This window comes from Bacillus sp. BF2-3, from assembly GCF_008368795.1.
Taxonomy (GTDB): domain Bacteria; phylum Bacillota; class Bacilli; order Bacillales; family Bacillaceae_G; genus Bacillus_A; species Bacillus_A cereus.
In genome coordinates this window covers 214,874-232,499 of the sequence record NZ_QOSA01000010.1, presented here as the reverse complement: position 1 = coordinate 232,499, position 17,626 = coordinate 214,874, and the positions used below count along the sequence as shown (strand labels likewise).

The following is a 17,626-nucleotide window of genomic DNA, read 5'->3' as shown; positions in this document are numbered from 1 at the left end:
TGTATGTTGAATGTTGCACTAGTAGTTGGTTTTAATTCGGATTTAGAGGCGCAATCAATCCGAGCATCTCTTGAATATTTTGGTGCAAGGGTTGTGACATATTGGATTGGTAGACCGAAAGATTTTGTGGAAGTTCTTTCTGGAAAGAACTTATTTAACGATATTAATTATATTATTTTTTGCTTTCATGGTGAAGAAGGGAAGTTTGTCATGGAAGAGTTAGGCGAAGAAGTATATGAACAAGATGAACCGAGAGGGTATTTTGGTACAGAAGAAATTTATAAATATGCAAAATTGCATAATACACATATTGTAAATAGCGGGTGCACGTTAGGGGAGCAAAATCTAGCAAAGTCTTTTTTACATAGTGGTGCGAAATCATATATTGGATCGATTGATTATGTAGATGGAAATGCAGCACTTATGTTTACTATACGCTTATTTTATGGGGTTATTAACCATGGGAAAACGTTAGAAGAAGCCTTTCAAGAAGCGAGTTTAATTGATGAGGAGACACATACATTTCGATTCTATAATTAGTGTGAAACACGTTTATTCTATATTCGAATAAACGTGTTTCACATTTAACTCACATTTTTTTTACATTTTTTTCAATGAAAATGGTTATCACTTGTGGTATGATATGTTCAAGTTTTTACAGGCAATAAAAGTTACTATATAAACGTTAGTTTTTAATGTTTCATACGCATGTCACAGATTATTCATAATTAACGTTTAAAAAATAAGTAACTAATGTTATTATATTATCTGTAACTAACTTAATTACAACTTTAGGAGGAAGATATGGTTATTCAATTTTTAAGAGAAAACAAAGCAGTTTCTTTTGCATTAGCAGTAATTCGAGTATATCTTGGTTACACATGGTTAATGGCTGGAATCGGTAAACTACAAGGAAAAGGATTCGATGCAACAGGTTATTTGCAAGGGGCAATTGAAAAATCTAAAGGTGCACAACCGGCTGTTCAATCTTGGTGGGCATCATTCTTACAAGAATTTGCAATTCCAAATGTAGATTTGTTTAATACACTTGTAACATGGGGAGAAATTTTAGTCGGAATTGGTTTAATTGTAGGCTGTTTAACAAAAACAGCGGTCTTTTTTGGTCTTGTAATGAACTTTTCCTATATGTTTAGTGGGTCAATTGGTGTGAACCCTGAGATGGTTATCTTATCTATGTTTGTTCTTGTTTCCGGTATGAACGCTGGGAAATTTGGAATGGATGGCTTCGTTATCCCGAAAGTATTAGGATCAAAAACTCCAAAACGCCAAAAGCAAGCTGCTTAATATATGAAAACGGGTATCTCATTTTGAGATACCCGTTTATGTTATTTTTCAACTTTAATCGGATTGTTCTTAAAGAAATCTTTTACATACCCGACAAATTCTTGTGGTTCTTGGCGAAATGGTGCATGATAACCTTTTTCAATAATATGTAAAGTGCTATTTTTTAAGAATTGATGATACGTTTCTCCTTCTTTCCAGGAAACGCTACTATCATTTCTGCCCCATATAATTAAAGTTGGCTGTTTTATTTCATTTGCATTAATTTTAAGACGTCTAGGCCATAATTTCATTTTATTATAATGCTCTTCATCATTACGTTTGAATTTCACTTTGCTTTCATCATAATCTGTAATAGAAGAAACGGCATTTAAATCAGTCGACAATTGTGGTTTTGGTGAGCCTTGTTTATTAACGAATGTATGAGGGCCACCTGTAGCATCAGTTAAAATAAGGTGAGAAACTGCTTCAGGATATAAATATGTTAAATTTAGAGAAATTTCTCCCCCCATGGAATGCCCCAGTATTGCGAATGAATCATACCCTAGTTTTTTCATTAATTTATAATACAAATTTGCATGAGTTGGAAAAGAATAATAAAAATCCATTGGCTTAGATGAGCGCCCGAATCCTAAAGCATCTACAGAAATAATTGTATGATCTTTTGCTAAATCGGAGTAAATCTTTTGAAAACCATCTGATGACCCTCCAAAGCCATGAATCATAAGTAAAGGTGGTTTTTCATTACCAATCTTTTTAAAGTAAATGGTTTGACCATCTATTTCTACCATTTTTTCCTCGGTAGCTAGTTTCGCTGTAATTGTATTTTTAACTTGTTTTACTTGTTCTACTGGCTTTTCTGCTGCACTACATCCTACTAATAGTGTAAGAGTAAGACAACCTACCATAAAATAGCTAAATCGCTTCAATTAGGTGTCTCCTTTCTAACATAACGCTGTATCTATCATAGCAAATAGCATATTACGATTTCCAGGAAGTTGGCTACCATTTTTTATCATAAGAGGTGAAAGGAGCGTTTCTTGGAAATTTTCTGTTTGAAGAAATTGACGAAATGTAAATTGTGAGTGTGGAACATCAATTCGTACTATACCATTCCAACATTCACATATCTTTTTTAATAATTGGATAGCATCTTCTTCTTGCTTGGCGATAAGTGGATTGATACATAATATATTGCCCTTTTGTATGCATAATGAAAAAGCTTCTATACAGTTATTTCTTTCAATTTTAAAAGAGTATACGGCCCTTGGTAATAGCAAAGAGTAAAGTAGAGAACGATTCATACCAGTTGCAATTTGATCCAGAGAAGTAAGAGATATAAGGTCTTCTTCTTGTACTTGTTGTAAGTGAGAAGGATACGTCTTAATAGTCTGCTTTTCAAAACGATGAATCGTTGTTGCTGTTTGAAATCCACATGATGTGTATAGAGGTTCGCCAGCTTTTGTCGCAATAAGTGCAATGGGTTGTTTTGGATGAATTTGTTCCAAGCAATGATTTAGCAACATGCGCCCTAATCCGCGTCCTTGAAAATTAGGGTGAACGATTAACATACCAATGGAAGCGAAGTTACTTGGAAAGGGAAATACTCCTCCAGTCGCAATGAGTTTGTTTTCATTAATGTAACCTACAAGTGTGCCGATAGAAAGATACATTTCGAATTGTTTTTTCATAAAAATTTCATCGTGTAACCATCCAACAGATTTGCAAAGATTAAGTAATTCAAAAATAAAAGACTCATTTAGCTTTACTATTTTCATAAAGGCTCACCGCATTTCTATTTATTTTCATAAAAATAGAGTCAAAATGTAAAAAAAGAGATTTACGTTAAATGAAATCCAACTTGTTTATATTTAAATTGTAAAGGGCGGGATGATTGATACAAAAAGACAAAGTTATACAAATTATAACTGATATTTACATAAGTTAACAAAAAATTTACATACAGCTAATTTTCTCTTAATAGTCTTCCATTAAATTTGATAGTGGGAAATGAATAACCTAATTAGGGGGACAAGACAGTGAAAAAGTTTGTGAAAAAAGCATGGCCATTTGCAGTTGTGGCATCATTAGCAGTTACTTCGGTAGCAACATGGAATTTTACTCGTTCTAGTGAGGTTAATGCAGATGAGAACGGAAGCAATGCAAAGATTAAAAATGTTATCGTATTAATTGGGGATGGTATGGGCCCTTCATATATGACGGCTCACCGTTATATGAAAGATAATCCAAAAACCTTTGAAATGGAATCTACAGAATTTGATAAGCATCTTGTAGGAACACAAAAAACATACCCAGAAGATGAACATGAAAATATTACAGACTCTGCATCGGCAGCAACAGCTATGTCAGCAGGGATTAAAACATATAATGCTGCAATTGCAGTTGATAATGATAAAGCGGAAGTGAAAACAGTTCTTGAGCAAGCGAAAGAAAAAGGGAAATCAACGGGACTCGTTGCAACTTCTGAAATTACACATGCAACACCAGCTGCTTTCGGTGCGCATGACATTAGCCGTAAAAATATGGACGCAATTGCAAATGATTATTTTGATGAGAAAATTAAAGGGAAGCATAAAGTAGATGTTATGCTTGGCGGCGGCGTAAAGAACTTTGTTAGAAAAGATCGTAATCTTACAGAAGAGTTCAAGAAATCTGGTTATAGCTATGTAACGGATCGAGATCAATTGTTAAATGATAAAAATGATCAAATTCTTGGTTTATTTGCACCAGGTGGATTAGATAAAATGATTGACCGTAATGAGAAAACACCTTCATTAGAAGAAATGACTAATGCAGCAATTGAGCGTTTGAACAAAAATAAAAATGGTTTCTTCTTAATGGTGGAAGGAAGTCAAATCGACTGGGCTGGACATGATAATGATATTGTTGGTGCAATGAGTGAAATGGAAGACTTCGAAAAAGCTTTCAAAGCAGCGATTGAGTTTGCGAAAAAAGATAAAAATACGTTAGTTGTTGCAACGGCAGATCACGCTACTGGTGGATTATCTTTAGGTGCCAATGGCGAGTATAACTTTAAAGTAGATCCAATTAAAGCTGCAAAGCGTACACCAGACTTTATGGCAAATGAGATTGCAAAAGGTGCAAATGTAGAAGAAACATTGAAAAAGTATATTGATTTACAATTAACTCCAGAAGAAATTCAAGCTGTAAATGATATAGCTCCTTCAAAAGATGTAACAAAGATTGATAATGCAATTGAAGATATTTTCAATAAGCGCTCGGTTACAGGCTGGACAACGGGTGGACATACAGGGGAAGATGTGAACGTATATGCATTTGGTCCAGGTAAATACTTGTTCTCTGGCGTTCAAGAGAATACAAATATAGCGAAACGTGTCTTTGATATTGTTGGCGGCGGCGATCCGAATAAAGGAAGACGCTAATTAAGAGCGAAAGTGAGGCGAAATGCCTCACTTTTCTTTTTAGGAGTTGGGAATATGAAAAATTTATTTAGGAAATTAAGATTCCTTTTAGTATTTGTAGTATTACTAGTTGGATGTCAACAAGAAGAGAATAATGTAGAACAAAAATCTACTACTAAAAAAACTGAGGAAAAGGTACAAATAACAAAAGAAGAAGAGAGATCTATTCAAGATGTTATTCATACATTTGTGCGAACGACGAATGAAAAAAATCTTGCAGAACATATGGAGTTATTTTCAAAGAAGATGCCTAGTGCTGAAGACTTAAAAACACAAAAAGAAGCCGCATTTCAAAAGGGAAATAAGAAAATTGAATTGGAACATATAGATATGAAAGTTAGTAAAGTAGGGTATGTTATTGTTGAAACGAAAGAAAAGGAAGTAGACGACAGTATCACTCTTCAAAAAAAAGTACAGTATGCCCTTGGAAAAGAAGAGGATAAATGGAAGATTGAAGAGGTTCGAACAATAGAGAAAAAATAACGTGAAACTTTAATAAGTGTAGGAGTCGTACTTCCCAAAATGGTAGAAAAAAGGTTCTCATTGGCGAGAACCTTTTTTTATAGTGGTAGCATAATTTGATTTGAGCATGCCTCAATATCATCAATATCTTGACGGATTGTGGCCATTTTATTATCAAGATCTTCAGCTTTCATTGCTGCATCATGTAGTTCATCTTTTAAATACTCCGGTATTTTCCCTTCATATTTATAATAAAGTTTGTGTTCTAAACTTGCCCAAAAGTCCATTGCTAGTGTACGTAACTGAATTTCTGCAAATACATCTTTTGTACCAGAATTTAGTGATAAAGGGTATTTAATAATCATGTGTAAACTTTTATATCCGTTTCGTTTTGGGTTAGCGATATAATCTTTTACTTCTATGACTTCCATATCTTCGCGTTTTTGAATGACTTCTTTCAAATGATAGATATCTTCTACGAAGCAACATGTAATACGAATACCAATAATATCTTGTAAATGTGTTTGAGCGTTTTCAACTGTTGGTAATAAGCTTTTGCGCTCTAGTTTTTTAATAATACTTTCAGGTTGTTTTAGTCTTGTTTTTATATGTTCAAACGGGTTGTAATCCTCTAGAAATTGAGCTTCCCGGTTCATAATTTCAAATTTAGTTTTTAACTCTTCTAAAGCAAATGTATATGGTAATACAAAAGCTTTCCAGTAGTTAACTGTTGATTGATTATATTCCATTTATATACACACCTTTTCCTATTTGCAAGTGAGGTCGTTATTATACTAAATACCAAATCATATAAGCGCAAGCAGCAAATGATGAGATCATAAAGCGATATTTAGTTTTCATACTTTCAACTCCTTTCGAGTAAGATTTTATATAAATAAACGTGATTGTTAATAAGTTCACTATGTACAGTTTCTATAGTAATAGATTCGTGTGAATTTCGTATGAACTAATTGTTTCAGCTTTTTGTCTTTTTTGCTGTTAATCATAATTATTATTCGGATTTAAAGTGTTTTTATTTGATTTATCTATTTGTATAAATTAATGTATATTTGAATTTATAGTTATTAAGGAGGATATATGGTGAACTTTGAAGAATTAGCAATTGCTAGACGTTCTGCAATGAAATTTATACAAGGTATAGAAATCCCTAATGAGGATTTAAAAAAAATATTTGAGTTAACTAAGCTTTCTCCATCTTGCTATAATTTGCAGCACACACATTATGTTGTAATTCGTGATCAAGAGCGAAAAGAAAGATTAAAAGAATTAGCTTTCGGTCAATATAAAGTATCGAGTGCATCAGCGGTAGTGCTCGTTTGTGGTAATAAAAAAGCATACCAAAATGTTGAAAATATTTACTTCGGTATGAAAGTTTTAAAAATGATTGATGAATGTGAATATGAAGATACAATTAGGCAAACGAAAGGTTTATATGAAGGAAAAGGAGAGCGTTTCATGGAGGATGAAGCGATTAGAAATGCTTCGTTAAGCGCGATGACTTTTATGTACGCAGCTAAATATTATGGCTATGATACATGTCCAATGATTGGTTTCGATGAAAAAGCAGTACAAAGTGAATTAAATATGCCGGAGCATATAGTACCTATTTTAATGATTACGATCGGAAAAAGTGATATGACTAAAACTCGCCCACGAGGATATCGAAAGCCGATTAGTGAATTTGTTACATACGAATCGTTTTAATAACGTGAAACTTTTAATTAGTGGGGGTCTTACTGCCCGTTAATGCGGGAGAAAATTGATTTAACTATAAAAACAAGGGGATTCTAAATGGAATCTTCTTGTTTTTGCAATTGACAAATAGAATGAAGTTTTATAATATATAAATCGTAATCATTACGTTTTAGTTGCGATCTTTGAAAGAAAGGAGAATTAAATATGCGTGTAAATATTACATTAGCTTGTACGGAGTGCGGCGATCGTAATTACATTTCTAAGAAAAATAAACGAAACAATCCAGAACGCATCGAACTAAAAAAATATTGTCCACGATTAAAGCGAGTAACGTTACATCGTGAGACGAAGTAAAAGACTAGAGATATCTCTAGTCTTTTTTTTATAGTTCCTTGGTTTTGTTTGTTATAATTACCTTAAAATGTAATAAAGGGAGCGGTATGATGAATCAAAAAGATAAGGAAAGAAAAGAGCGAGTGGCTCATATTATTAACATTCCAGATGAATATAGTCTTGTTGTAGATGATCAAGAAGGGGTTGATGACCCGTATCATCTATTATGGTGGGAGCATAAAGAGGATCAGGAGAGAACGATACAAATTACATTGAATAGACATACTGGTAATTTAATTGAATTTAGGATAGATGATGGAAATTATTTTTCGAGTGATAAGGAAGTTATAGAGGAGAATAGGGTAAGAGAGATTGCAAATGTATTTATAAAAAAACATGTGGAAGAAGGATTAGAGTTTTATACATATGTAACTATCCAGGATGATTGGCGTGGCTGGAAAGAAATAAATTATATGCAAGAAGTAAATGGATATCCATTACCGGATACAGGATGTGTGGTGCAAGTGCATCCTTCAGGGAATGTTGTGAATTTTCATTATAACGGACGAGAAAGCATAAAAGAAAAGCCGTTATGGCCAAGTGAGATTGTTGAGGAGAATATCGTTTTAGACAACTTAAAGGCCAAACAAGATATGAGGCTTGTATTTGTAGATTTAACACATTCTTTATGTAAATATGAAAATGGAGAAGAAGTAAAAGGGTACCACCTTGTGTATGTACCAGAACCTAGTCATGTATTTATTGATGCAAGTACAGGTAAAGATTTATTTGGACCAGATCATTATAAATTACCGCCAACAGTGGCTGTTAGAAAACAAAAAAAGGGTAGCCAACAAGATGATGTATTCGATTTATTTGACTGGGATAAAGAAAGTTTTACAAAAGTAGTTGAGACGGAAAATGATGATGAAATAAGGATGAAATTTGTTCCGAAAGAGGAATTACAAAAACAGAAAGAAGAAAAGAATCCATATTTAATGAATGAATTCTTTAACAAGCATTTACCGATGTTGAAATATAATAATTTAGTTAGCGTTACAATTGATAAATTAACCAATGAATTAACTGGTTTTATAAAACTGACAGATGATAAAGAAGTAAAGCAAATACTGTCTAGAGAGGAATGTTTACAAAAAGCACTTCAATTTTTAGAACGAGTTATTCCAGATAGCAAACAATATCTGCGTCTTTGGGAGGAACGGGAAGCAGAAGAAGATGGGATTGAAAGATTTATCTTTTCTGTATATATAAATGATATTCTGGCAGAGTATAACCAATTTATGATCAACATCAATGCAGAAAATGGTGCTGTTATGCACTACTCGGGGGAGTCTAGCAACTTTATAAAAAAATTACTTACATATGAAACAACACCAAAAGTAACAAAAGAAAAAGCGTTAGAAATATACAGAGCGGCTATCCGAGTTAAATTAGAATGGTTTGTAGATCATGATGCAGAGGAAACGAAATACAAACTACTGTACAAACAAACGACAGATGAAAAATATAAAGAACCTTTTGATTGTAGTCGGGAAATTCGTTATATTGATGCCCAAACTGGGAGAAAGATTTGGAGTAAGTAAAATAAAAAGAGTTATTTTCTTTGAAAAATAACTCTTTTTATTTTTATAATTTGCCTGTTCGCTTTTCAAAAGTAAATGTGATAGGAAGATTGGAATGAGAACTATCACTTTTAAATATTACTTTCCATTCTTTAGTATGGGCTTTAATTTCAAAATTAAGAAGATTTATCGCTCTACGTTTATCTATTTCTAAAAACATATTATGAATTTCTGGTTCTTGCTGTAAATTAAGAGCCTTTAGTGTGACTGTAAATGTGAAAAAATTCTGCCCTTCATATACTATTTTTGATATTTTTGTTTTTTGTGTATTTAACAGCACATAAAAACGGTCTGATGGAGTTAATTGTACAGAGTCATCAGTAATTTCATTCTCGCTATTATGAAGTTCAACTAAGAAAGATGTACTATGGGAAGAATCTTTTTTGCTTGTAATCTGTAATTCAGTAGGAATCATCGGTATTTCATAAAAGTCATTCCTTATTATGTTATTGTAATCCTCTGAAAATTTACGGACTTCTTTTGGAAAAGAGTCTTCTTGTGTACTTAAAAAAGTTTTATGTTGCTTTGGAATTTTTTTACTAAAATTTAATGTTTCTTTAAAGTAATAATTGGATCCAGTTAAAAATAAAAAACTACAAATTAATAAAAAAATTCGATACAGATTTTGAAAATGAAAGAACAATAGTATACATGTAATAATTCCAATTACATAGAAAATAAAGATAAGTAGTTCTAGTTTTGAGTGAAACGAGAAACCATAGTTATGAAAAAATTTTATTCCAGTTATAATTTGAGCTCCAAAAAATAAAGAAATTCCAAATTGAAAAAATAATAAATCAGGCCCTCTTTTAATAACAAAAGTAATGAACGAAATGAAAAGTAAAAATACTCCTAAATAAATTGTTACATTTAATAATCGTTCTAATGTAATCATGAATAATGTCCCCTTTAATAGCATATTCATATATAAATAACAATTTTATATAATTATAATATAACAATAAATTATTTTAAATGTTGGAAGTGTTGAGTTTTATAAATAAACTGTACAGACACAAACAACCTCACGCCCACATACACATAATAAAGACCACTATTTTGGCGGAGGTGAAAGGTTTGAGTCTATTCGCCGCAATTGGATATATGGTTCGAGAAGTGTTTGTCTTTGTTTCTTATGTGAAGAATAATGCGTTCCCGCAGCCGTTATCATCAGATGATGAGAGAAAGTACTTAGAGTTAATGGAGCAAGGTGATGCTCAAGCGAGAAATCTTTTAATTGAACATAATTTACGGCTTGTAGCTCATATCGTTAAAAAATTTGAGAACACAGGAGAAGATGCAGAAGATTTAATTTCAATTGGTACGATCGGGCTCATTAAAGCGATCGAGAGCTATTCTGCTGGAAAGGGAACGAAGCTTGCGACGTATGCAGCACGCTGTATTGAAAATGAAATTTTGATGCATTTACGTGTACTAAAGAAAACGAAAAAAGATGTTTCACTTCATGATCCGATCGGGCAAGATAAAGAGGGCAATGAAATATCGCTTATTGATATATTAAAATCAGAGTCTGAAGATGTAATTGATATGATTCAGCTTAGTATGGAGTTAGAAAAAATTAAAGAGTATATCGATATTTTAGACGAAAGAGAAAAAGAAGTGATTGTGAAACGTTTTGGACTTGGGCTAGATAAGGAGAAAACACAGCGGGAAATCGCTAAGGCGCTTGGTATTTCTAGAAGCTACGTATCACGGATTGAAAAGCGTGCTTTAATGAAAATGTTCCACGAGTTTGTAAGGGCAGAGAAAGAGAAAAAAGCGAAAGAGTAAAGTGTATTAGAAGCAGCCATATTTAAAATGGGCTGCTTTTCTTATTGTAAATAAGAAAAGAAAACGCGTTATGCTAAGAAGAAATACATGTTCACTGTTGAAAATGACGGATTCTATCTGTAATATTAGAAGGTGCTAAATAATTTAAGAATAATACCATACTTAGTTTTCTGTATGTATAATAAGGCTGCTTTATATGATATGTGGGAATAAGAACCAATTTTACATATGATATAGAAAGAAAAGAAGGGAAAACTAAAGTTATAGACTGATTAGGGGGTTTCGCAATTTGCGACGTACATTATATCGACTTATGATAGAACTTACAAATGGTCGCTTTACTTCTTATATATTACGTAAATTTGCACAATCTCGTTTGAGCTCTATCATTATTCCATCGTATGCGAAAGTTTTTCAAATTAATCAAGATGAGATGGAAAAGGGTTTGAAGGAATATAGAACATTGCATGAATTATTTACGCGTAAGCTAAAAGAAGGAAAGCGTAGTATTGATACAGATGCATCGAGTATCGTTAGTCCTGTTGATGGTGTTTTTGCAGATCAAGGTCCTATTGAGGATACAAAAACATTTGATATTAAAGGAAAGCGCTATTCAATTGTGGATATGCTAGGTAATGAAGAACGTGCAACGCGATATGCAGGCGGTACATATATGGTAATTTATTTGAGTCCAAGTCATTATCATCGCATTCATAGTCCGCTTTCTGGTTCTGTGACTGAAAGATTTGTACTCGGTAGAAAATCATATCCGGTAAATGCAGCTGGTATGGAATACGGGAAAGAACCACTGTCAAAAAATTATCGTTCTGTTACAGAAGTAAGCAGTGATGGCGAGCATATGGCTCTTGTAAAAGTAGGTGCCATGTTTGTTAATAGTATTGAGCTTTTGCATGAGAGAGACACTGTTCAAAAAGGTGAAGAAATGGCATACTTTACATTTGGTTCAACAGTTGTGTTATTGTTTGAAAAAGATATGATAGAAGTAGTGCAGGAATTAAAGAGTGGACAAGAGCTTCGTCTTGGTCAAAAAATAGCTACTCGCTTAGCTCATAAATAAAGAAAAGCTTTTATAACCGTAAGTAAGAGTTATGGGCAAAGATACTTAATGATGAAATCCCCTAGATGGGAGTACTTGTTTATTCGAGAGCCATCGTAGGATGGCTCTTTTTACAGGGCATCCAATAAATTATCCTTTAACTGTTTAATTGGTAAGGGCTGATTAAACTTTCACTTTATATGTAATCAAGATGATTTGACAAGCTTGTCCTCTAATGAGCGTCTAATGATTTCTTGTTTTATAAGTAAAATGAAGTCGGGATTTAATTTTAGTTCTTTTGCTTTATAATAAGACTCAGTGAGTAACTCAGTGGATAACTGTTCCATATGTTTTGTTTTCAAGGTGAGTCACCTCCTAATAATATAAGGATTGATTCGTTGATGCATTTAATGTACCAAAAAAATATGACAGTCACAAACGAGTGGTTATCCACATACCTAGGTGGATAAAGTGTGTATAGTTTGTTAGTAAATTCCAAATTAACTGAAAAATTAATGTGGAAAATGTGTACAATTTTATCCACAGGTTATATATCGAAAAATGTTGTCGAAAAATTTTATGAAAAATCCTCAAAGAGGTGAAAGAAATTGAAACTATTTTTACCAAATGAATATGTGAAAAATGTATATCATGTTCAACCAGAAGATTTAAAAAAACGTGGGATTAAAGGCGTTATTACTGACTTAGATAACACTTTAATTGAATGGGATCGTCCCAATGCAACACCGCAACTTGAAAAATGGTTCTTGGAAATGAAAGAGCAAGGCATTCAAGTAACGGTCGTTTCAAATAATAATGAGCAACGTGTAAAAGATTTTGCTGATCCATTAGGTATTCCATTTATTCATAGTGCACGTAAACCATTTGTTCGCGCATTTAAGCGTGCGATACAAGAGATGCGTTTGCAGCCAGATGAAGTTGTAGTAATTGGAGATCAGTTACTGACGGACGTGCTTGGTGGCAACCGAGTAGGCCTTCATACAATTTTAGTTGTACCGGTAGCACAAACGGACGGATTAGTAACGCGCTTTAATCGAAAAATTGAACGAAGAATTATGAAAAATATGAAGAAAAAAGGTTTAATTAACTGGGAGGAATAAAGTTTGACTGAAACAATTAAATGTATTGGTTGCGGTGTAGAAATTCAAACAGAAAATAAAAACGAAGTGGGGTATGCTCCTGCCTCATCTTTAGAGAAAGAACAAGTTATTTGTCAACGTTGTTTTCGCTTGAAGCATTACAATGAAATTCAAGATGTATCGTTAACAGATGATGACTTCCTACGCATTTTAAATGGAATTGGAAAATCAGATGCATTAGTAGTCAAAATTGTAGATATTTTTGATTTTAATGGTAGCTGGTTACCTGGCTTACATCGTTTCGTAGGGAATAATAAAGTATTACTTGTTGGAAATAAAGCTGATTTAATTCCAAAGTCAGTAAAACATGATAAAGTAAAACATTGGATGCGCTATAGTGCAAAGCAGCTAGGATTAAAACCAGAAGATGTCTTTTTAATTAGTGCAGCGAAGGGACAAGGAATCGCTGAACTAGCAGATGCTATTGAGTATTATCGCGGCGGCAAAGATGTTTATGTTGTTGGATGTACGAATGTAGGGAAATCGACATTTATTAATCGTATGATTAAAGAATTTAGTGATGAGACTGAAAATGTAATTACAACATCTCATTTCCCAGGAACAACACTTGATTTAATTGATATTCCATTGGACGAAGAGTCTTCTTTATATGATACGCCAGGTATTATTAACCACCACCAAATGGCTCATTATGTTGGAAAGCAAAGCTTAAAGCTTATTACACCAACAAAAGAAATTAAGCCGATGGTATTCCAATTAAATGAAGAACAAACGTTATTCTTTAGTGGATTGGCACGTTTTGATTATGTAAGTGGTGGTCGTCGTGCATTTACTTGTCACTTCTCGAATCGCTTAACAATCCATCGTACAAAGCTTGAGAAAGCAGATGAATTATATAAAAATCATGCCGGGGATTTACTAAGCCCACCAACGCCAGAAGAATTAGCAAATATGCCTGAGCTAGTGAAATACGAATTTAATATTCGTGAACCTAAAACGGATGTTGTATTCTCTGGATTAGGATGGGTTACTGTGAACGAACCAGGAGCAAAAATTGTTGCACACGTACCAAAAGGAGTAAGTGTTTCACTACGTAAATCTTTAATTTAATATGGAGAGGGATTTATGAAACAATTATATGGTGTAATCGGAAATCCAATTGGACATTCATTATCACCCGTTATGCATAACGATGCATTTGAACACTTGAATATGGATGCCCATTATCATGCGTTCCTTGTTGAAGAGGAATTGCTAGGGGAAGCAGTAAGAGGTTTAAAAGCATTAGGTATTTCAGGATTTAATGTAACAACTCCGCACAAGGTTGCTATTATGGAGTATTTGGATGAGATTGACCCATTGGCAAGGAAAATCGGTGCAGTAAATACAGTGGTTCATAAGGATGGAAGATTAATTGGCTATAACACAGACGGGATTGGTTTTGTTCGAGCGCTGCAGTCAATTAGTAATGAACCACTTCAAGGGAAACGTATTTTGTTACTTGGTTCAGGTGGTGCTAGCCGAGCTATTTATTTTTCTCTTGCTGATGTAGGTGTAAAAGAGATTGATGTAGCCAATCGTACAGTAGATAAGGCAAAGGAACTTATTGCTGCACGTACGGCCGATGTTAATTCTGTTGCTTTGTCGTTAGAAAAAGCGACAGAAGAACAAGGAAATTATGATATTATCATTCAGACGACAACGATAGGTATGCATCCACACGTAGAACATACGCCATTACAAATTTGTTCGTTAAAAAAAGGAACGATTGTATCAGATATAATTTATAATCCATTTGAAACGAAAATTTTATGTGAGGCAAAAGAGCAAGGTGCAATCATTCAAAATGGTATTGATATGTTTGTTTATCAAGGAGCACTTGCATTTGAAATGTGGACAGGACGCACGCCAAATATTGAGAGAATGAAACAATTAGTTATAGAAAAGCTTGGAGGCTAACATATATGTTAACAGGAAAACAAAAAAGATTTTTACGTGCACAAGCACATCATTTAACACCAATTTTTCAAGTAGGAAAAGGCGGAGTAAATGAAAATATGATTAAACAAATCGCAGATACTTTAGAAGCTCGTGAGTTATTTAAAGTAAGTGTATTACAAAACTGTGAATTTGATCGCCGTGAGGTTGCGGAAGAACTTGCAAAAGGTGCACGTGCTGAAATCGTTCAAGTAATTGGAAGCACAATCGTTTTATACAAAGAATCAAGAGAAAATAAACAAATTAAGCTTCCTCGATAAAAAGACTAGCATGCGCTATTTTTATCGTTTATGCGTAATGATGTAGAGAGCGAAACCAATTGAACTTTTATTAATAGCAACTCTCTTCATTCCTAACCGAGGAGAGTTGCTGTATGTAAAAGGAAGGGGCGTTTCTTTTGAGAAAAATTGGCATCATTGGCGGTACATTTGATCCGCCTCACTATGGACATTTGCTAATTGCAAATGAAGTATATCACGCTTTGAACTTGGAAGAAGTATGGTTCTTGCCAAACCAGATTCCGCCACATAAACAAGGGCGGAATATTACAAGTGTAGAAAGTCGTTTACATATGTTAGAGCTCGCGACTGAGGCAGAAGAGCACTTTTCTATTTGTTTAGAAGAGCTAAGTAGGAAGGGCCCATCTTATACGTATGACACTATGTTACAATTGACGAAGAAGTATCCGGATGTGCAGTTTCACTTTATTATTGGTGGGGATATGGTTGAGTATTTACCGAAGTGGTATAACATTGAAGCTTTATTTAATCTTGTAACGTTTGTTGGAGTTGCAAGACCTGGGTATACATTGCATACACCATATAAGATTACTACAGTGGAAATTCCGGAATTTGCAGTTTCTTCATCCTTATTACGTGAGAGATATAAGGAGAAGAAAACGTGTAAATATTTACTTCCCGAAAAAGTACAGGTATATATCGAGAGGAATGGGTTGTATGAATCGTGAGAATGCACTGCATATTGTCAAACAACAAATGCATGAAAAACGTTATATACACACAATTGGTGTAATGGAGACAGCGATTGAGCTTGCTAAGTTATACGGTGTGGACGAAAAAAAAGCAGAGATGGCAGCTATATTCCATGATTATGCGAAATGTAGAGCAATTTCAGAGATGGAAGAGATTATTAAACGTGAAGATTTGCCGAAAGATTTACTTTGCTATAACAAAGAGTTATGGCATGCACCTGTTGGGGCATACTTAGTAGAAAAAGAAGTAGGCATTACGGATTCTGAAATTTTGCAAGCTATTACATATCATACAAGTGGTCATGAGAATATGACGATGTTAGATAAAGTGATTTATGTAGCTGATTACATTGAACCTGGGCGAAAGTTTCCAGGAGTGGAAGAGGCTCGTAAACTCGCATATACGGATATAAATCAAGCTTTATTATTTGCGTTAAAGAGAACAATTCAATTTTTAATGGAAAAAGATCAGACGATTTATCCATTAACATTCCAAACATACAATGCAGTTATCAAGGAGGAAATGAGTAAATGAACGATAAAGATTTATTAGTATTAGCGGCAAAAGCAGCTGATGATAAGAGAGCAGAAGATATGGTTGTCCTAAATATGCAAGGTATTTCACCAATTGCAGATTATTTCATTATTTGTCACGGGAATTCAGACAAACAAGTGCAAGCAATTGCACGTGAAATTAAATCAAAAGCACATGAGTTCCAAATCGACGTACAACGTATGGAAGGGTTTGACGAAGCACGTTGGGTATTAGTTGATCTTGGAGATGTAGTTGCTCATGTATTCCATAAAGATGAGCGTAATCACTATAATTTAGAGCGTCTATGGGGCGATGTGCCACGTGAAGATATTACAGAAGAGTTAGGCCAATGAAATACGAACAATTTGCATTGTTGTACGACGAACTAATGAATGATGTCCCTTATGATAAATGGGTGGAATTTACAGAGGAAAGTTTACAGCAGGCAGATATGAAAGAGGCAAAAATTCTTGATGTAGCATGCGGTACAGGTAATGTAACCCTGCCGCTTGTGCAAAAGGGTTACGATTTAATAGGTGTCGATCTTTCAGAAGAAATGTTAACAGTCGCTCAGCAAAAACTAGGAGGAGAGGGATACTTTATTCCTTTTTATCAACAAGACATGCGAGAGCTTGATGTTCCAGGTGAGTTTGATTGTGTAACCATCTTTTGTGATTCATTAAATTATGTATTGCAAGAAGATGGAGTACAAGAAACATTTAGAAGAGTATTTCATCATTTACGTCAAGATGGTTTGTTTTTATTTGATGTACATTCTTTATATAAAATACATCATGTATTTCAAAATGAAACGTATACAGTGAATGGAGAAGAAATATCTCTTATTTGGAATTGCTTCCCTGGTGAAGAATCAAATAGTGTAGAGCATGATTTAACATTCTTTGTTCAAGATCCGGAAGAAGATGTGTACCATCGGTTTGACGAATGTCACGTGCAACGTGCATATCAAGTGGAAGAGTTAACGAAATGGCTTGAAGAAGCAGGTTTTACAGTGCTTCGTGTAACAGGTGATTTTGAGCGACTTGAAGTTACAGAACAAACAGAGCGTATTTTCTTCATGGCGAAGAAAAACGGATAAAACAAAAGCAACCGAGAAGGTTGCTTTTGTTTTATAAAGAAGATGTATTTTTAGTTCTAGCATAATCTGAAGATTGTATGCGTAAAGTGTGGGAATAGTAGTTGAAGTGAAAAT

22 protein-coding genes are annotated in these 17,626 nt (G+C 33.8%); 17 read left to right on the top strand and 5 right to left on the bottom strand.

Annotated elements, in window-relative coordinates:
- The first annotated feature begins 3 nt into the window (after positions 1-3).
- Together DN401_RS10320 and DN401_RS10315 are read left to right on the top strand one after the other, a co-directional pair.
- Entirely contained in the window at positions 4-540 is a 537-nt protein-coding gene (locus tag DN401_RS10320; protein ID WP_000935633.1) for a hypothetical protein, read from the top strand.
- Positions 541-804: 264 nt separating this feature from the next.
- The gene (locus DN401_RS10315; protein WP_000236592.1) at positions 805-1,305 is read left to right on the top strand and encodes a DoxX family protein; all 501 of its coding nucleotides are present in this window, start codon (positions 805-807) and stop codon (positions 1,303-1,305) included.
- A gap of 41 nt (positions 1,306-1,346) precedes the next feature.
- On the opposite strand, the gene DN401_RS10310 is transcribed toward DN401_RS10315, so the two are convergent.
- Together DN401_RS10310 and DN401_RS10305 are read right to left on the bottom strand one after the other, a co-directional pair.
- The gene (locus DN401_RS10310; RefSeq protein ID WP_000819807.1) at positions 1,347-2,231 is read right to left on the bottom strand and encodes an alpha/beta fold hydrolase; all 885 of its coding nucleotides are present in this window, start codon (positions 2,229-2,231) and stop codon (positions 1,347-1,349) included.
- 15 nt (positions 2,232-2,246) lie between these two features.
- Complete coding sequence (locus DN401_RS10305; RefSeq protein WP_000706704.1) at positions 2,247-3,080, bottom strand: GNAT family N-acetyltransferase; 834 nt, start codon at positions 3,078-3,080, stop codon at positions 2,247-2,249.
- 261 nt (positions 3,081-3,341) lie between these two features.
- On the opposite strand from DN401_RS10305, the gene DN401_RS10300 reads away from it, so the two are divergent.
- Positions 3,342-4,727: an alkaline phosphatase gene (locus DN401_RS10300; protein WP_000714912.1), complete on the top strand. Its 1,386-nt coding sequence runs from the start codon at positions 3,342-3,344 to the stop codon at positions 4,725-4,727.
- A gap of 54 nt (positions 4,728-4,781) precedes the next feature.
- Positions 4,782-5,249: a hypothetical protein gene (locus tag DN401_RS10295; RefSeq protein ID WP_000792894.1), complete on the top strand. Its 468-nt coding sequence runs from the start codon at positions 4,782-4,784 to the stop codon at positions 5,247-5,249.
- Between the two features lie 77 nt (positions 5,250-5,326).
- Here the strand turns inward: DN401_RS10295 and DN401_RS10290 are convergent, their stop codons facing one another.
- Positions 5,327-5,977: a GTP pyrophosphokinase gene (locus DN401_RS10290; protein ID WP_000456230.1), complete on the bottom strand. Its 651-nt coding sequence runs from the start codon at positions 5,975-5,977 to the stop codon at positions 5,327-5,329.
- Positions 5,978-6,326: 349 nt separating this feature from the next.
- Between DN401_RS10290 and DN401_RS10285 the strand changes: the two genes are divergently transcribed.
- From DN401_RS10285 to DN401_RS10275, 3 genes are all read left to right on the top strand, one after another.
- Positions 6,327-6,953: a nitroreductase family protein gene (locus tag DN401_RS10285; protein ID WP_149287667.1), complete on the top strand. Its 627-nt coding sequence runs from the start codon at positions 6,327-6,329 to the stop codon at positions 6,951-6,953.
- A gap of 195 nt (positions 6,954-7,148) precedes the next feature.
- A complete protein-coding gene (gene rpmG, locus DN401_RS10280; protein ID WP_001265617.1) occupies positions 7,149-7,298 on the top strand; it encodes a 50S ribosomal protein L33 in 150 nt (49 codons plus the stop codon).
- A gap of 86 nt (positions 7,299-7,384) precedes the next feature.
- Positions 7,385-8,881: a YcdB/YcdC domain-containing protein gene (locus DN401_RS10275; RefSeq protein WP_033688951.1), complete on the top strand. Its 1,497-nt coding sequence runs from the start codon at positions 7,385-7,387 to the stop codon at positions 8,879-8,881.
- Between the two features lie 43 nt (positions 8,882-8,924).
- On the opposite strand, the gene DN401_RS10270 is transcribed toward DN401_RS10275, so the two are convergent.
- Positions 8,925-9,845: a hypothetical protein gene (locus DN401_RS10270; protein ID WP_002198192.1), complete on the bottom strand. Its 921-nt coding sequence runs from the start codon at positions 9,843-9,845 to the stop codon at positions 8,925-8,927.
- A 152-nt stretch (positions 9,846-9,997) separates the two neighbouring features.
- Between DN401_RS10270 and sigK the strand changes: the two genes are divergently transcribed.
- The gene (gene sigK / locus DN401_RS10265) at positions 9,998-10,711 is read left to right on the top strand and encodes an RNA polymerase sporulation sigma factor SigK (protein WP_000051382.1); all 714 of its coding nucleotides are present in this window, start codon (positions 9,998-10,000) and stop codon (positions 10,709-10,711) included.
- A 289-nt stretch (positions 10,712-11,000) separates the two neighbouring features.
- On the top strand, positions 11,001-11,789 hold the full coding sequence (locus DN401_RS10260; RefSeq protein WP_001255003.1) for a phosphatidylserine decarboxylase: 789 nt from the start codon (positions 11,001-11,003) through the stop codon (positions 11,787-11,789).
- Positions 11,790-11,974: 185 nt separating this feature from the next.
- On the opposite strand, the gene sda is transcribed toward DN401_RS10260, so the two are convergent.
- The gene (sda, locus tag DN401_RS10255) at positions 11,975-12,130 is read right to left on the bottom strand and encodes a sporulation histidine kinase inhibitor Sda (protein WP_000850094.1); all 156 of its coding nucleotides are present in this window, start codon (positions 12,128-12,130) and stop codon (positions 11,975-11,977) included.
- 246 nt (positions 12,131-12,376) lie between these two features.
- Here sda and DN401_RS10250 point away from each other — a divergent pair, with 246 nt between their 5' ends.
- The 8 genes from DN401_RS10250 (at position 12,377) to DN401_RS10215 (ending at position 17,512) form a co-directional block, all read left to right on the top strand.
- Positions 12,377-12,889 (top strand): YqeG family HAD IIIA-type phosphatase, encoded by a 513-nt coding sequence (locus DN401_RS10250; protein ID WP_000765314.1) that lies wholly within the window; start codon positions 12,377-12,379, stop codon positions 12,887-12,889.
- Positions 12,890-12,892: 3 nt separating this feature from the next.
- Positions 12,893-13,999: a ribosome biogenesis GTPase YqeH gene (gene yqeH, locus DN401_RS10245; protein ID WP_000140799.1), complete on the top strand. Its 1,107-nt coding sequence runs from the start codon at positions 12,893-12,895 to the stop codon at positions 13,997-13,999.
- Between the two features lie 15 nt (positions 14,000-14,014).
- Complete coding sequence (aroE, locus tag DN401_RS10240) at positions 14,015-14,848, top strand: shikimate dehydrogenase (protein ID WP_000812076.1); 834 nt, start codon at positions 14,015-14,017, stop codon at positions 14,846-14,848.
- Positions 14,849-14,853: 5 nt separating this feature from the next.
- Positions 14,854-15,147, top strand: coding sequence for a ribosome assembly RNA-binding protein YhbY (gene yhbY / locus DN401_RS10235; RefSeq protein WP_000955224.1), 294 nt, complete (start codon positions 14,854-14,856; stop codon positions 15,145-15,147).
- 137 nt (positions 15,148-15,284) lie between these two features.
- The gene (gene nadD / locus DN401_RS10230) at positions 15,285-15,854 is read left to right on the top strand and encodes a nicotinate-nucleotide adenylyltransferase (protein ID WP_001226046.1); all 570 of its coding nucleotides are present in this window, start codon (positions 15,285-15,287) and stop codon (positions 15,852-15,854) included.
- Positions 15,844-16,413: a bis(5'-nucleosyl)-tetraphosphatase (symmetrical) YqeK gene (gene yqeK / locus DN401_RS10225; RefSeq protein ID WP_001078477.1), complete on the top strand. Its 570-nt coding sequence runs from the start codon at positions 15,844-15,846 to the stop codon at positions 16,411-16,413. The genes nadD and yqeK overlap by 11 nt, the downstream gene beginning before the upstream one ends.
- Positions 16,410-16,766, top strand: a complete 357-nt coding sequence (gene rsfS / locus DN401_RS10220; protein WP_000998173.1) for a ribosome silencing factor — start codon at positions 16,410-16,412, stop codon at positions 16,764-16,766. The genes yqeK and rsfS overlap by 4 nt, the downstream gene beginning before the upstream one ends.
- On the top strand, positions 16,763-17,512 hold the full coding sequence (locus DN401_RS10215; RefSeq protein WP_000873069.1) for a class I SAM-dependent methyltransferase: 750 nt from the start codon (positions 16,763-16,765) through the stop codon (positions 17,510-17,512). Before rsfS ends, DN401_RS10215 begins: the two co-directional genes overlap by 4 nt.
- Positions 17,513-17,626: the final 114 nt, after the last annotated feature.

What these genes read in the sequence shown, in the direction of transcription:
- DN401_RS10320 (WP_000935633.1), top strand. Translation starts at nt 4, where the DNA reads ATGTTGAATGTTGCACTAGTAGTTGGTTTTAATTCGGATTTAGAGGCG.
- DN401_RS10315 (WP_000236592.1), top strand. Translation starts at nt 805, where the DNA reads ATGGTTATTCAATTTTTAAGAGAAAACAAAGCAGTTTCTTTTGCATTA.
- DN401_RS10305 (WP_000706704.1), bottom strand. Translation starts at nt 3,080, where the DNA reads ATGAAAATAGTAAAGCTAAATGAGTCTTTTATTTTTGAATTACTTAAT.
- DN401_RS10295 (WP_000792894.1), top strand. Translation starts at nt 4,782, where the DNA reads ATGAAAAATTTATTTAGGAAATTAAGATTCCTTTTAGTATTTGTAGTA.
- DN401_RS10290 (WP_000456230.1), bottom strand. Translation starts at nt 5,977, where the DNA reads ATGGAATATAATCAATCAACAGTTAACTACTGGAAAGCTTTTGTATTA.
- DN401_RS10285 (WP_149287667.1), top strand. Translation starts at nt 6,327, where the DNA reads ATGGTGAACTTTGAAGAATTAGCAATTGCTAGACGTTCTGCAATGAAA.
- rpmG (WP_001265617.1), top strand. Translation starts at nt 7,149, where the DNA reads ATGCGTGTAAATATTACATTAGCTTGTACGGAGTGCGGCGATCGTAAT.
- DN401_RS10275 (WP_033688951.1), top strand. Translation starts at nt 7,385, where the DNA reads ATGATGAATCAAAAAGATAAGGAAAGAAAAGAGCGAGTGGCTCATATT.
- DN401_RS10270 (WP_002198192.1), bottom strand. Translation starts at nt 9,845, where the DNA reads ATGAATATGCTATTAAAGGGGACATTATTCATGATTACATTAGAACGA.
- aroE (WP_000812076.1), top strand. Translation starts at nt 14,015, where the DNA reads ATGAAACAATTATATGGTGTAATCGGAAATCCAATTGGACATTCATTA.
- yhbY (WP_000955224.1), top strand. Translation starts at nt 14,854, where the DNA reads ATGTTAACAGGAAAACAAAAAAGATTTTTACGTGCACAAGCACATCAT.
- yqeK (WP_001078477.1), top strand. Translation starts at nt 15,844, where the DNA reads ATGAATCGTGAGAATGCACTGCATATTGTCAAACAACAAATGCATGAA.
- rsfS (WP_000998173.1), top strand. Translation starts at nt 16,410, where the DNA reads ATGAACGATAAAGATTTATTAGTATTAGCGGCAAAAGCAGCTGATGAT.
- DN401_RS10215 (WP_000873069.1), top strand. Translation starts at nt 16,763, where the DNA reads ATGAAATACGAACAATTTGCATTGTTGTACGACGAACTAATGAATGAT.